The organism is Methanofastidiosum sp. (genome assembly GCA_013178285.1).
Lineage (GTDB): Archaea > Methanobacteriota_B > Thermococci > Methanofastidiosales > Methanofastidiosaceae > Methanofastidiosum.
Genome location: JABLXD010000040.1, coordinates 1 through 14,639 on the forward strand (window position 1 = coordinate 1; position 14,639 = coordinate 14,639).

Sequence of the window (14,639 nt, forward strand, 5' to 3'; positions counted from 1 at the left end):
TCAAGGATAGAAAGTTTTATATATGATTCTGAAATCGGAATCTTCATGCCGCCATAGCTCAGTAGGTAGAGCGCTCGACTGTTAATCGAATGGTCGCAGGTTCTAGTCCTGCTGGCGGCGCTCCTGGGCCCGTAGCTTAGCCTGGTAGAGCGCCCGGCTCATAACCGGGCGGCCAAGGGTTCAAATCCCTTCGGGCCCACACATTTCTTAAATTCTTCCAACCATTGCAAGCCACTTTTCATAGCACTGTATTGCAAGTTTATAATCTCTTACAGCCCAGAAATAACCATCACGTTTTAGATAGTATTCTGCATCTAAAAGGTAATAATTTATTGCAGTATTAAAAAGAGTTTCAGCCCTCTCTATATCTCCAGAGTCCCAATAAAGCTCTGCTGCTTTTTTAAAATCTTCAGCGCCCCAAAAGAAATCTTTTTCTTCAACAAGGAAATTTGCTGCTTCGGAATAACTGTCTGCGGCGTCTTGGTAATAGCCTTCATTTTCAAAATTAATGGCAATTCTTTCTAGCTTTTCTACCCTTTTTTTAGTTTCATCCCTTAGCAATTAAGCACCTTGTTTAGATTTTTTCCTTTTTCTGAAGAAGAAAAATACAATTCCTGCTACGACCAATATTGCTCCAATAATAGCAACGTACATTAGAAGCCTAGATAAAGCTTCAGCCCTAATTAGATCATCAATCTCGATTATTTTTTGATCCGTCTCTTGAATTTTTGCAGTATCATTCATTGCTGAATAAAGATCTTTTGCAGTCTGATAGGTAGATTTGGCTTCTTCATATTTTCTTTCATCCTTTAGAGAAAGAGCCTGGTCCTCAAATGATTTTGCTTGAAGGTAAATTGTTGCATTTGAAATAAAAGTTCCTGAATTGTTGATTCCTTCAGTGTAAGAAACGGATTGGTACAATGTTCTTGCTTCTTTAAATCTATCAATGGCTGACTGATATTCTCTGACGTCGTATAGAGCTTTCCCAGTATTAAAAATAGCATTTGCCCTTCTTATAGTTTCTTCTCTTTGTTGTTGATCTGTTTGAGGAACTGGAACCTGGATTTCTTTTAGTTCTTGATATGTAATTGCATCTACATCGGTAGAAGCAATTATTAATTCTTTCTCGCCCTTATAATCAAGATTAATAGTAAATATATCTATTACGGGAGAATAAGTCCTATATGTAAAAAGCCTCTTGCCAGTGGGGCTTAAGATATACGCACCATCGTTAGTTCCTACTATTATTTCAATTTCATTTTTATAATCAAGATTATCATAGTAAATTAGATTAATATTTCCATCAAATTTATGATTAAACAATTCTTTATCCCAATCATAGGCATAAAGTGTATTTTCTTTGCCAACGATTACAAAAGAAGTATTCAAATCATTCTTAAATGCATTAGCCGCTCTCACATCACCATCAAAAGAATATTCTTTCAGATTAAATCCATCTTTTGTAAGAATAATAAGTTTTTTGTTAACCCCTAACAATACCTCTTTAAATCCGTCTCTTTCCACATCACCTACAGATAGAGAGGTTATAGGGTAGTCAAAATGGTAACCCCATAAAGGATTCCTATTATAATCAAAAACTATGACGTCATTTAATCTTGTAGAGGCAATAAATTCTGTATATTCATCTCCATTTATATCCTCGGCGATGAATAATCTTAGTTCGTTATCAGCTTCCCATTTTTTTGAAGTCCCGCTATAATAACCCATAATTTCAAAATTTGGGAAAAATAGGTCTTTACTCTGGAATCTGACACAGCCATCGTGATTAATTATCACCCAAGCATTATCAAGAAATGTTTTATTGTGAGATATGGCTATTACTTCGCCATAGCCATCAGAATCGATGTCTTTGAGTATTATCTTTTGAATTGGCGTCCGCATCCAATATTCCCAAAGTTTATCGCCATCTGAGTTAAAAACTTCTATTCCGTTATTAATAAGTCCAACTGCTACATCACTTCTTCCATCGCCATCAAGGTCTCCAGCAGACACACTGTTAACAAAATTAATTGCTTTTCTTTTCCATATTTCTTGACCAAAGACATCAAGAACATAAACATAGTCCCCACTAGCGACAACAACATCAAACCTACCGTCACCATCCAGATCCCCCAAAGAAGCTCCTTTAACTTCTTCAGCAGTGTGGTGGCGCCATTTAATTAAATCTTCAGAAGAAACTTGGCCGAAGGTTGCAAAAATAAAAATAAATGTTAAAATTAAACCTAAACTTTTTTGCATTTTTTGCACCATTATTCTAGGTCTTCATTTCTAAGGAAATCCGGTAACGGGAAGTGACTCTTTGTTACTACGTGAATACTCATTTCACTCTTGAATATTCCAGATTGTCTCATCGATTCCATGTAATTTGGAATTAGGTCTGTCCTGTCAGCAGGTATTGCCACGACTAACTGGCAGTCTGAATTACCAAATCCAGATGTCACATAGAGAACTCTGTCCATGTTCTTGAGGAAATTAATTGCCTCTTCATTTGTTCCTTTTTGGATATTCAAGAGAAAATGAACCTGGTGGTACCCTAATTTATCAGGCTCTATAATGGCCGTAAATCCTTTTACCACCCCATCGTCTATCATTTTGTTAATGAAAGGTGTTACTGTCTGTATGGATAGTCCCGTTTCTTCAGCAATCTTATTTTTCTGAGGGAAACCTTTGATTGCAAGGAGGGATCTTAGAATTTTAATTCCTTTTTTGTTCATTTTCATTATTATCACTATTTTTATAATTTCTTTAAAATATTTAAATCTTTCGGAAATTTTTTATTAAATAATTTTTTTATTAATTATAAAAAGAAGATAAGCTAATGAAATCATAAATAATAATAAAACCTCTAGATCAACTATGCCTGTCTCAATGCCAATAAGAGTATAACTCAACACCATGCTATATAAACCTACCAGGATAATTTTTCTTTCTCCTTGTGTACTTTCGGCTTTTTTATAAAGATTTGACAAGAAGAATCCTAAAAATGCCATGCCCACTATTACACCGAGTATACCAAAATCAATAACTAGTGGCCCAAATATGCTAGAAGTAACGGAAACTGATCTTTCTCCCACAAGTACCGCTATCATTCTTCTTGGCGAATACGCCACTCCGGGCATTAATCTAGCAAGGTATGGGTGAGTTGCAATGTGAATTGCTCCATTTGTTAAACCAAATACACCGCCCATATTGGATAGAATATCCATGACATCAGTAGTAAGGCTTATTCTAGTCTTAAGTGAGTCAAAGAGGGAAAGATTGACGCCCAATATTAAGTCTCGTGTCATAGTTAAGGCAAATAGTGAAATAAGAGCTCCTAAACCGATTATTAGTAGTTCTGACTTCTTCCATATTCCTACCATTGATCCAGAGATTAATGCCCCCAGTAGTACAAAAATAACTTGGGTTCTATATCCCAGTAATGCCATTAAGAAAAGGGAGATAAATGTAAAGAAAATTGAAATAAATCTTGCTTTTTTGTATGTATATTTATTTGTCAATCCAACGTATGAAATTAATAGTATAGACCCCATGGGAAAGAGATGGGAAACCATGGTGAAGAAAGGATCCAGAGAGTTTCTAGCTTGAACATCAAAAAGGGGTATCCCCCCTGCAATTATTAGCCCAAGTACATAAAAAATAAAACCTAAAGATAGAAGGATAAATATTAAGTTGTAAGTATTATCCTCTAAGTATTTTATTATTCTTCCTTCATAAGTTAAGAAAAGGTATAGTAAACTGAAAAAGATAAATGGGAAGGATAGTGCCCAGAACCCATTTAGTAATATAACTATACTTATCATCAAAAGAGAAACAAAGAAATCTTTGTTTTGTCTTTCGGTCATACCTATAAGTATTAATGGTATTAGACTTAATTTTACATAGAATCCAAAAGATTCAATCTGGATAATACTGAGTAAAAAAAATATTGAAAAAATAATCAGAAGAGGGAAAAAATATTTTCGATTAATCCTTTTTACCTTTGGAATATTAAGGATAGTTCCAAAATAAAAAGCAACTGTTCCCAAAACGAGTACGAGAGTTCCCATTGGAGAAAGGGGGTGGTCTGAAAAACTAAAAAATAGCAATATCGAAATTATCACCAATAAAGGGGAAAATTTCAAGAATTTTGAGTCCTGAAGAGATTGATCAAAAATCCCTATCTGGAAAGGAAATGGCGGAAATTTATCAAGAATTCTAAAAAATTTTAAGGAGGACTTATTAATAATGCTACTTGAAAACTCTTTTTCTAGGAAAGGGAATATACTATTCAAATACTTCATCTAAATCCTCACGTGAATATCCCCAATTATCCCTTCTATCTTGTTATTTTCAATTAGAGATACATCGGCATTAGGGATATTATCAGTAAGAACAAACGTTCTAAAATCAGGGAAATAATATTTTGTTGGCCCATAAGGGGAAAGAATCGATTGTAATTTTTCAAAGTCATTTGTTCCAAGTGCTGTAACCGTCACTAGGATACCATTTTCAGATGACTTTACCTTTACATCTTTTAAGTAGAAGATTTCCTTTGCTATTTTATCGGACAATTCTTTCTCAAAAGTTATATCGTTAGGAAATCTGCCATCGACTGCAATATCTCCAGAAATGGTGGCATCTTGTATATTATACTTATCTAAAAAGTTTGAAGTATCATTAATTATTTTTTTCGCTTCAGTCAAATCACTAGCAAAAAATCCTTTTTGCATATAGTTAACGGTAGACCCATTTAACATTGTAACTTTTATTTGATGCGCGGCTACATCTTCTCTAAATGAGGTTCTACCTCCAACAGTTAAGATCCTTCCGTCATTTAGTTTCAATAAAAAAGTGCCTTGTGATGTGCCAACAACAATCCCCTCTTCGCTAAAAGAGGAATAGTCACTAATGTAAGAACCGTCGACTTTTACAAGATATCTAAAACCCTTACCGTCTGATAAATCAAAAAACCGAATAGCGCCATATATCTGTGAGCCGGTGTAGGTATATTCATCTATTGGTTCTTTTTCAAGATATTTGGTGGAAAATGAAACTAATGCTGCCACCACTAATACAATTATTGCCAAGTCAAAGAGATTTAATCTTCTCATTTAAACTCCTTTTAAAATACACCAAGGATTACCGTCCTAAGAAAGTCTGACGACAAAGTAACGTCTTCGAAAGTACTGTTCTCTATAATTACAACTCCCTCATTCAATATGATAATTCTGTTTTCAATTCCATCGAGATTTGGAGTTTTCATGTAAATAACTGGTTTAGTTCTTGAGCCTATCATTTTAATGCCCATCATATATTTGTGCCATGGCGTCAATTCTCGTGCATAAATTATGGCACCTTTTGTCCTACCAACCCCTTCACTTATAGAGGCAACTCCCCTGACAAGATAAGAGTTCTCAGGTGCAGAGCCCGGCATCGCCTTGAATAATAAATAAACACTTTTGACTTCGTCTTCTGTGAACATTCTTCGCATAACGATAAGAGGGTCGCCCTCAACGTAAGAAACAACTTTAATTGATTGGTTATCTCCTGTATTATAAACAATAGTTGTGGGGGTTCCTTTTGCGTCAAATGCGTGATTTCCTAAATAATTAACATAATAAAGAGAGGCCATTGATACTCCGATGATCGTCAACAGCAAAACAACGCTTAATGTTTTTTTGGATAGTTTAAAGCCTTTCTTACTTTTCCTTTTTGCCATGAAAATTAGAATAAAAATTTATTTATAAACATTGTGGGAAATTATTCCTTATCTTTTAAAAAAATGGATGAAATAATTGCCAGAAAACAAAGAGGTAATAATAGATATAACATGGTGACAAAATCAGATAATCCATAGATAATTCCCCCAAATAATGGGCCAACTATATTAGAAAGATTTAAGGTCATGGAAAGTCCTGACATTGCCTCTCCCCGTTCATTCCAATTAGAGTATGATGTGACTAGAGAAGAGGTTCCTAGATATATTAGTGCCCATGAGGACGCAACTAATATCTGAAGTAACATAAATTCAATAGGATTTTTTATTACTGTAAAAATAAAAATGAAGATAAATGACCCAATTAATCCTGTGAATACAAGATATGTTTTCTTTATCCTGTCAGATAGATGGCCAACTAATGGCATAGTTATAACTTGCAGGGAATTATTAATGAAAAAAATTGATGATATTACAAGCCTATCAAACCCCAATGTAAACTCAAGGTATAGAGGTAAAAATGCCCACAAAGCTGTAGCTACTGAATGTCTTAAAAATAAAGTTCTATAAAAGGGAAGAAATTTCTTGATTGTTTGAAAATCAATTCCAAAGTAATCTGAAGCGGTATATTTTTCTTTAGCAAAAAGAGTGGCAATGAAACCTATTGTAAGGAATACAACAGGTATGAGAAAAGCATTGTTATATTTTTGTGTTATTACAATGCCAACAAGAAGTGATCCAATAGCCCATCCGAATGAACATGCGGCAGTATAGATCCCAAAATATCTTCCTCTTTTTTCAGTGCCAATTTCAGTTGCAAGGGAGTTAGTAAGGCCCATTGTTGCGCCGAAAGATACCCCCATTCCCATCCTAAAAATAAAGATCAATAATTTGTCATATGAAAAAAAGAGCAATATTGAGAAAAATGCACCTACTATAAGGCCCGTTCTTATAATCGGAAGTTTTCTTCTTAACCTAGCAGCTTTTCTTGCAAAGAAAGGCGCACTTAAAATTGAAAAGAATGGCAAGACTGCATTTATTACGCCAATAAAAGATTTGGAAGCTCCTAGTACTTCAGAGAGATTTGAAATAAATAAATTTCCACTAATATATGAAATATTTATACAGAATCCTATCAAAGAATAAATTACTATTTTTTCTCTATTGTTCATTAGTTCACTCGATTCTTGCTTCTTCCTCAAGCATTATAGGGATACCTTCTCTAACTGGATATCTTCGTTTACACTTAACGCATACCAGCTCTTCCTTTTCTTCATATATGTCGGATTTACAGACAGGACATGCTAAAATATCGAGAAGTTTTTTATCAATCATATTAGGTAAGTCCATACAAAGCTATTTAAGTATTTTTATAGACCATCTTTAGTGATTAATATGAAGATTCTTGTTGCATCAGATATTGCAGAAGAAGGTATATCCAAACTCAAAAATGAGTTTGAAGTTGATGTAAAAAAAGGTATTTCTAAAGAAGAGATTATGTCCATTATAGAAAATTATGATGGAGTAATTGTTAGAAGCAAGCCAAATATAACTGAAGACATAATAAAAAAAGGAAAAAATCTAAAGGTTGTGGCTAGAGCTGGGGTCGGACTGGATAATGTAGACGTCAAATGCTGCCAGGGATTGGGTGTAAAAGTAGTTAACTCACCTCAAGCAAGTTCAGATTCTGTAGCAGAGCTAGCTTTTGGATTAATGTTAGCCGTTTCAAGAAATATTCCGCGAGCGGATAGATTGACAAGGGCAAAAAGATGGGAGAAAAAATCTCTCATGGGGCATGAACTCAACGGTAAAACATTGGGCATTGTTGGATTTGGAAGAATTGGAAGAAATATTGGTAAAATGGCCAAAGCTTGTGGTATGAGCTTAATAGCCTACGATCCTTTGTTAACAGATGAACAAATAAGAAGCGGTGATGCTGAACCTGTTACTTTTGACAAGTTAATCGAAAGAAGTGACGTAATAACTTTACACGTACCTTTAATTGAATCGACAAGGCATATGATTTCAGACAAAGAATTTGAAAAAATGAAAAATAATACAATCATAATCAATACCTCAAGAGGAGGAATAATTGATGAGGAAGCTCTTTGTAAGGCACTATCATCTGGGAAACTCCTGGGGGCAGGTCTTGATGTTTTTGAAGAAGAACCACCAATTAATAGCAAACTTATAGAGTATGAAAATGTGGTTCTGACGCAGCATATTGGTGCTTCTACTCACGAAGCTCAGAAGAGAGCAGGAATAATGATTGCAGAAGAGGTAATAAAAACTTTAAAAAATAAATAAATTTTATATTTTTTGCCCACATTCTGGGCAGAAACTACCATCTTTTCCAATAGAGGCTCCGCAGTTAGGGCATTTTAATTCTACTTTTTCTTGAAGATCGTTTCCACAACCACCACAGAATTTAACCCCTTTCTCAATAGGTGAACCACAATAGGGGCATTTTGACTCTTCTTTTGGTGGGGTTTCTACATTTGATTTAGGGGTGGTGGTAGGTGTCTTTCCTTTTTTCATGAACAATACGCCCGCAATTACGGCAATCACTAGCACGATAGGGACTATGTAAATATATGGGAAACTTCCAGAAGTTGCTGGTATTGTATCTGGTACTGTTTCAGGCGGTGGGTTATCATCTGTTGTTACTGGTGGTTTTGTATCAGGAACTGTAGTTGGGCCTCCATCTGCAGGAGTTGAATCTGGAGTAGTCGGGGGTGTTGTTCCGGAAACAATGTAAGGGCTTAAATCATAGAAGTAAATCTTATTATCTTTAGATCCTACTACCAATTTTCGATCTGAAGTTAAGAATAGTGAATTAATGGCACTTTCATTTTCTTTGCTCCACAATAACTTCCCAGAGCCGTCTAGCAAGCTTATGACTCTGTCTAGAGAACTCAAAGCAATATAATCCCCGGTAGGCGTCATGGAAACAGAATTTGCTTTGTCTTTTAAGTTTCTTTTAAACAATTGCCTGCCTGAAGAATCGAACAAATAAATATTATCGTTTAAATCAGCTGCAAATATCTTAGAACCATCTTTATTAATTGAAACTAAATGTGTTGCAGCGGCTGTAGGTTTTGACCATAGTAAGGTTCCTTTTTTGTCAAAAAGATAGACCTTGCTGTCAAATGCGCCGGCAGCTACAGAGGATGCTGTAGGAGTCAAAGAGATTGACTGTACATTGCCCCCTGTTTTATATTCCCATACTCTATCCCCTGACTTTGAGAGCATGAAAATAATACTGTCATTGGTTCCAGCTAATATAAAAGATCCATCCGGGGAAACAGAAGAGGTAGCCAGCCTATCCCTTGAATTATATGTGTTAATTTGATTTCCATTTTTATCATACACAAAAACGCTATAATTCTTAGTAATTGCAGTTATATAATTCCCATCTGGAGTAATAGTAACATAATAGACTTCCCCAGTTGTTATTTTGTCCCAAATCTTCTGTCCTGATTTATTTAATAAATAAACTCTCTTGTCCCAAGATCCAGCTGCAATATACTGGCCATTTGAAGATATAGATACAGATTCTACATTGCTACCTGTTTGAAATTTCCACAACTGTGTTCCACTCTTAGTGAAAAGGTAGACATAATTATCATAAGATCCAACTGCGATATATCCTCCGTCAGAAGAGGCCATGACAGATGCTACATCATCTCCTGTTTCGTAACTCCAAGATAGTTCATCTGCAAAAACATTCATTATAGAGATATTGACTAACATTATGACTAAAAATAAGGTAATTTTTTTCATGAAAATACTTAATACAAATCATATTTAAACATTATGTTTATTGATTTGATTTATTTCCATTTACCTTTTCTTAACTCATTCAAATTTAAATTTTCTATTCTTCCCTCCATTCCTTTAATTATTTCTAGTATCCCCTCATAGTCCCTCATGGTGATGTCTAATTCGTTTGAGATGTCAGTCGAATACGTTTCTTCCTTTATTTTTTCTTTCAACTGTTTAAAAAATAGGTCTACAGGCCTAAATGAATCTTCAATCAAAAGCCCAGACATGAAAATAATAAATGGTGTTAAATCTCCTGAATTTCCAATGTCTATACATCTAAGGTAGACCCCCCTTCTCTCAAATGGGATTACAATCCGTGGATAGTTATTCTTAATTAATATGAAATTTAGTAATTCTCTAGACACCCTACCATTCCCATCAATAAACGGATGTATTTCAACAAATTTTTGGTGGAACTGGCAAGCGAGTTCAACGGGAAACATGTCCATTTTTTTCTCTTTATACCAATCTATCAGATAGCCTAGTTCATCTTCTAATACTGGAAAAGGTGTGGGATCGTAATCAGAACCAGATATAGAAATATCGATATTTCTAAGAGTCCCAGCATTTTCGTCATCAATATTTTTCATTAGGATTTCATGAATCTTAAGAATTAACTTAAGGTTTATATCTCCATTATATCCCCTCATTAATTTGAAAAGGTCTTTATAGTTTAATATTTCGTGCATTTCTCTTAAAGTATTCCCCGCTGGTGTGTCCTCTTCCAGAATGAGTTGTGCATCTCTCAATGACAGAGTGTTGCCCTCAATTGCAGTTGATCCGTGAACATATCTCAATCTAAGATTCTCTTCAAATTTTTCAAAATAACTTTTATTGAAAGGTGCCATTATCCTATTGATTTCTTTTAATCGTTCTATAATATTTATTAATGAAGATGGGAGTATATGTTCTTTATATTCTAACCGTTTAGAAAATATTTTCAGAAAATCTGCTTCTAAAAGTATCATTTGGGACTTTTGTTTTACTAAAGATTCTATTTCAGACTGAGAAAATGGGCCTTTTCCAAGATAGTGAGAAACAGTCCTTACTTTGCCCCCTATACGTACAGAATGATTAGCATAGTAATAAATTTCCCCATTTACATTCTTTCTAAGTATATAAACCATGATAATCTCGCCTTAACATCAATTGTGCCTTTAATTTTGGTACTACATATAATTTTTATTTTAACTTATAAATTTAATTATAGTAGTAAAAAATGAGAAAAGCCCTATATTTAACAATAAAAGTATATAATTAAACACAAAAGTTTATTTTTGATATAAATAAGTCATTATCCTTATAACTGGCCCAGTAATTCGAGAGGAGGTTTACCCAATAGAATAATGAGGTTATAAGTATGGAAGAAATTTTAAGAAAATTTGAAGGGGTTGATATACCTTCTGTGAATAAAGTTGCAGTTGCATACTCTGGAGGAGTTGATTCTTGTTTATGTATAGAACTCCTAAAACGAGTATACCATGCAAAAGAGATTGTTGCTATAATGGTTGACGTTGGTCAAGGAAAAGAAGAGATTGATATAGCTTTTGAAAAGGCAACGATATTAGGTATAGACCCGATTGTTATAGATGCAAAAGAAGAGTTTGTAAAAAAATGGATACCGATGGCGATAATGGCAAACTCAGATTATATGGGCTATCCAGTGAGCACGTCGATGACGAGACAGCTTATTGCAAACATAGTGGCCGTAAAAGGAAAGGAGTTAAGGTGCGATGCATTAATGGAGGGTTCAAGCGGAAAAGGAAATGACCAATATAGGATGCACAATGTATTCAAGTTATTTGCCCCGGAACTCAATGTTTTGGTTCCTGTAAGGGATTTTGACCTTACAAGGAAAGAAGAAGAAAAGCTTTGTGAATTGTGGGGAATATACGTTACTGAAAAAGTAACGGGTGGAGATGATAAAACACTATGGTGCAGGTCCATTGCAAGTGGGGCTATTGATCTTGACCAAGAACTTCCAGACAATCTTTGGATGTGGGCAAGGTCTCTTGAAAATACCCCTAACGAGCCTACAATTATAGATATAACTTTTGAAAAGGGGGCACCAGTGGCCATAAATGGAAAAAACATTGGACTACTAGAGCTTTTGACTGAACTCAACAGTATAGGCGGAATGCATGGTATCGGCAAAATAGACATGTTTGAAGAAGGCATAATGAATCTCAAGAGTAGAGAAATATACGAAGCCCCTGGTGCAACAATACTCCTAAAAGTACACAAGGATTTAGAACAGATGTGCCTTACAAAGGAAGAAATCCTGTTTAAAAAGATTGTAGAACAAAAATGGGGTTACCTTGTATACCATGGAGGATGGTTCCATCCGTTAAAAGATTCTATTGATAGTTATATACTCAAAAGCCAGGAGCACATAACAGGAACTTACAAAGTAAAATTATTCAAGGGAAACGTAGAGATCCTAAAGAGAGAGTCACCTTCATCTTTATTTGCACCAGAAATTAGGTCCATAAAGGTCGGCGGAATGGACCAGAGGATTTCAAAGGATGCGGCAAAAGTAATGGGTCTTATGTACGAAGTTTTAGCCAAAAGGCCCAGATAATTTTTTAAATTTTTATTTTTTATGTTAGTAAGGGAGTAACTAAATGGCTAAACTTTGGAAAAAAAAGTATGAACTCGATAAAGTTGTTGAAGATTTTACAGTTGGCGATGATTATCTTTGGGACATGAAGCTAATAAAAGCTGATGTTATCGGAAATATTGCCCACTCAACTATGCTTCGGAAGATAAGCATTATTTCAGAGGAAGAACTATCAAACATCAAAAAGAACTTGATTACTATATTGGAACTTCATGAACAAGGAAAGTTCATAATTAATAAAGAAGATGAAGATGTTCATACCGCAGTAGAGAATTTCTTAACTGAAAAGTTAGGAGATGTTGGAAAGAAAATTCATACTGCAAGGAGCAGAAATGATCAGATTTTACTAGATGTAAGATTATATTCTAAAGAAAGATTATTTGAAATAATGGAAAGTCTACTAAAACTTTGTAAAGTACTATTAGAATTCTCAAAAGAAAATGAGTTTATACCAATGCCAGGTAGAACCCATACCCAAAGAGCTATGCCATCCTCAGTAGGATTATGGACAGGGTCCATCTTAGAAAGTCTTCTCGATGATCTTTATTTATTAAAAAGCGCCTTCGAAATTAATGATCAATCTCCACTTGGAAGTGCTGCAAGTTATGGCGTGAATCTAAATATTGATAGGGAATATGTTGCAGATCTTTTAGGATTTGAAAAGGTACAAAATAATGTTCTTTATGCTAATAACAGTAGGGGTAAAACAGAATCTATAATTATATTTGCTCTTTCTCAAATAATGATTGACCTTTCAAAGTTTGCAAATGATTTAATCTTATTTTCTATACCAGAATTTAAATATTTCACACTGCCTGAAGAGTTTTGCGGTGGCTCAAGTCTCATGCCACAAAAAAGAAATCCTGCGCTACTAGAACTAACAAGAGCCAAAGCTCATGTTGTAAATTCTCTTTATTTTAGAGTGACTGGAATAATAACATCCCTTTATTCAGGTTACAACAGAGACTTTCAGTTAACAAAAGGGCCTTTGATGGAAAGCTTTGAAATAACACAACAAACACTGTACCTTCTAGGGTACTTCATTCCAAAAATTAAAGTGAACAAAGAGATACTAATCAAATCATTCACCCCTGAGGTTTACGCAACAGATAGAGTACTGGAACTTGTAAAAGAAGGAGTTCCTTTTAGAGACGCATACAAGGACGTAGGTATTAATCTAGAATCACTTAACAATAAAGATCCTGTAGAAAATATAAAGTCAAAGACACATGTAGGCGCTACAGGTAATCTTGGTCTTGATAAAATAGAAAAGATAATAAAAGAAGAAGAAAAAGAAGTATTGTCTAAGAAAGAAGTGTTTGTTAAGAAGATAGAAAAATTAGCCAAGATTTAGTGCTTCTAGTGATGAAATGGACAAATATGATTATGTAATAATTGGAAGCGGTGCAAGCGGTAGTGCTATAGCTGAAAAGATCTCTTCCGATTACAATATTTTAATACTAGAAAAAGGAGATTATCTCCCATTAAATCAAGCCCATAAAGGTTACTTTAGAGCTTCTTCTTGTAAAGATTTTGAAGAACATGGCAAAATAGAAATCTTGAGTGGAAACGCAGTTGGCGGAACAACTCTATTGGCTATAGGCAATGGGGTAAGAACTCAGGAAACGGAATTAAAAAAATTTGGCATAGATATCGAAAAGGAACTTGATGAAGTCGAAAATGATTTTGAAGTATCAACAATCCCAGAAAACATGTTGGGTGAAAGGACAAAGTTATTCATTGAAAAGTCAAAAGAGTTAGGGTATGATCCAAAGATAATGCCAAAAATGATTGACTTTAAAAAATGTAAAAAATGTGGAAAATGTAACATGGGGTGTTCGTTTCAGGCAAAAAAAACTTCACTTTATTATATCGAAAAATCATTATCAAATGGGGCCGAACTTAAGACCAATTTTGAAGTTTCAAAAATAACTAAAAATAGTGGGAATTATACAGTTCAGGGAATAGAAAAAGGAAATTCTAAAACTATAAATGCAAAAAATGTAATACTGAGTGCCGGCGCACTTGAAACGCCTAAAATTTTGAATAATTCGGGTATAATGACTCCAAAAAAACTTTTTGTAGATATTTTTGTTACAATAGGCGGAAGATGCGATCAATCATTCAAAGATGAGATGAATATGGCGGCTTATATACCCTTCAATGATTTTTTAATCTCTCCTTATTATTCAGAAAGAATTATCAAAATACTGGATGAAAGGAAAATAGAGTCTAGAAGAGACAATATAATTGGTATAATGATCAAAATAAAAGATGATTCTTTTGGCCACGTTGATAAGGCCTATATTGAAAAGTGCTGTACTGGGAAAGACGTTCAAAAAATATCAAATGGTGTTGCTATAGCCTCAAGGATATTAAAAAAATCAGGAGTAGATACAATAGTTTCAACTGAAGCCGCAGGGGCCCATCCTGGAGGTACAGCACCTTTAGGCGCCACCGTAGACAATCAATTCA

At 34.5% G+C, this 14,639-nt stretch carries 14 protein-coding genes and 2 tRNA genes; 6 read left to right on the plus strand and 10 right to left on the minus strand.

Going from position 1 to position 14,639, the window contains the following annotated elements; translation table 11 throughout:
* Window positions 1-47: 47 nt before the first annotated feature.
* Both HPY60_10075 and HPY60_10080 read left to right on the plus strand, forming a co-directional pair.
* Window positions 48-120 (plus strand) — tRNA-Asn (locus HPY60_10075).
* 5 nt (window positions 121-125) lie between these two features.
* A tRNA-Ile gene (locus tag HPY60_10080) sits at window positions 126-199 on the plus strand.
* Between the two features lie 8 nt (window positions 200-207).
* On the opposite strand, the gene HPY60_10085 is transcribed toward HPY60_10080, so the two are convergent.
* Genes HPY60_10085 through HPY60_10120 form a run of 8 tightly spaced genes read right to left on the minus strand, consistent with a single transcriptional unit; the run spans window position 208 to window position 7,051 of the window.
* Window positions 208-561: a hypothetical protein gene (locus HPY60_10085; protein NPV51525.1), complete on the minus strand. Its 354-nt coding sequence runs from the start codon at window positions 559-561 to the stop codon at window positions 208-210.
* A complete protein-coding gene (locus tag HPY60_10090) occupies window positions 562-2,259 on the minus strand; it encodes a VCBS repeat-containing protein (GenBank protein ID NPV51526.1) in 1,698 nt (565 codons plus the stop codon).
* Between the two features lie 11 nt (window positions 2,260-2,270).
* On the minus strand, window positions 2,271-2,750 hold the full coding sequence (locus HPY60_10095; GenBank protein NPV51527.1) for a winged helix-turn-helix transcriptional regulator: 480 nt from the start codon (window positions 2,748-2,750) through the stop codon (window positions 2,271-2,273).
* 48 nt (window positions 2,751-2,798) lie between these two features.
* Entirely contained in the window at window positions 2,799-4,304 is a 1,506-nt protein-coding gene (locus HPY60_10100) for an oligosaccharide repeat unit polymerase (protein ID NPV51528.1), read from the minus strand.
* Window positions 4,305-5,114, minus strand: a complete 810-nt coding sequence (locus HPY60_10105; GenBank protein ID NPV51529.1) for a hypothetical protein — start codon at window positions 5,112-5,114, stop codon at window positions 4,305-4,307.
* Window positions 5,115-5,125: 11 nt separating this feature from the next.
* A complete protein-coding gene (locus tag HPY60_10110) occupies window positions 5,126-5,722 on the minus strand; it encodes a hypothetical protein (GenBank protein NPV51530.1) in 597 nt (198 codons plus the stop codon).
* 41 nt (window positions 5,723-5,763) lie between these two features.
* On the minus strand, window positions 5,764-6,891 hold the full coding sequence (locus tag HPY60_10115) for an MFS transporter (GenBank protein NPV51531.1): 1,128 nt from the start codon (window positions 6,889-6,891) through the stop codon (window positions 5,764-5,766).
* A gap of 4 nt (window positions 6,892-6,895) precedes the next feature.
* Window positions 6,896-7,051, minus strand: coding sequence for a Trm112 family protein (locus HPY60_10120; GenBank protein NPV51532.1), 156 nt, complete (start codon window positions 7,049-7,051; stop codon window positions 6,896-6,898).
* A gap of 63 nt (window positions 7,052-7,114) precedes the next feature.
* On the opposite strand from HPY60_10120, the gene HPY60_10125 reads away from it, so the two are divergent.
* Entirely contained in the window at window positions 7,115-8,026 is a 912-nt protein-coding gene (locus HPY60_10125) for a hydroxyacid dehydrogenase (protein NPV51533.1), read from the plus strand.
* A 3-nt stretch (window positions 8,027-8,029) separates the two neighbouring features.
* Here the strand turns inward: HPY60_10125 and HPY60_10130 are convergent, their stop codons facing one another.
* Together HPY60_10130 and HPY60_10135 are read right to left on the minus strand one after the other, a co-directional pair.
* On the minus strand, window positions 8,030-9,502 hold the full coding sequence (locus HPY60_10130) for a PQQ-binding-like beta-propeller repeat protein (GenBank protein ID NPV51534.1): 1,473 nt from the start codon (window positions 9,500-9,502) through the stop codon (window positions 8,030-8,032).
* Window positions 9,503-9,552: 50 nt separating this feature from the next.
* The gene (locus tag HPY60_10135; GenBank protein ID NPV51535.1) at window positions 9,553-10,671 is read right to left on the minus strand and encodes a Fic family protein; all 1,119 of its coding nucleotides are present in this window, start codon (window positions 10,669-10,671) and stop codon (window positions 9,553-9,555) included.
* 278 nt (window positions 10,672-10,949) lie between these two features.
* Here HPY60_10135 and argG point away from each other — a divergent pair, with 278 nt between their 5' ends.
* From argG to HPY60_10150, 3 genes are all read left to right on the plus strand, one after another.
* On the plus strand, window positions 10,950-12,125 hold the full coding sequence (gene argG / locus HPY60_10140; GenBank protein ID NPV51536.1) for an argininosuccinate synthase: 1,176 nt from the start codon (window positions 10,950-10,952) through the stop codon (window positions 12,123-12,125).
* A gap of 43 nt (window positions 12,126-12,168) precedes the next feature.
* A complete protein-coding gene (gene argH / locus HPY60_10145; GenBank protein ID NPV51537.1) occupies window positions 12,169-13,518 on the plus strand; it encodes an argininosuccinate lyase in 1,350 nt (449 codons plus the stop codon).
* A gap of 16 nt (window positions 13,519-13,534) precedes the next feature.
* Window positions 13,535-14,639: ferredoxin (locus HPY60_10150; GenBank protein ID NPV51538.1), on the plus strand; the 1,105-nt coding region annotated here is incomplete at its 3' end.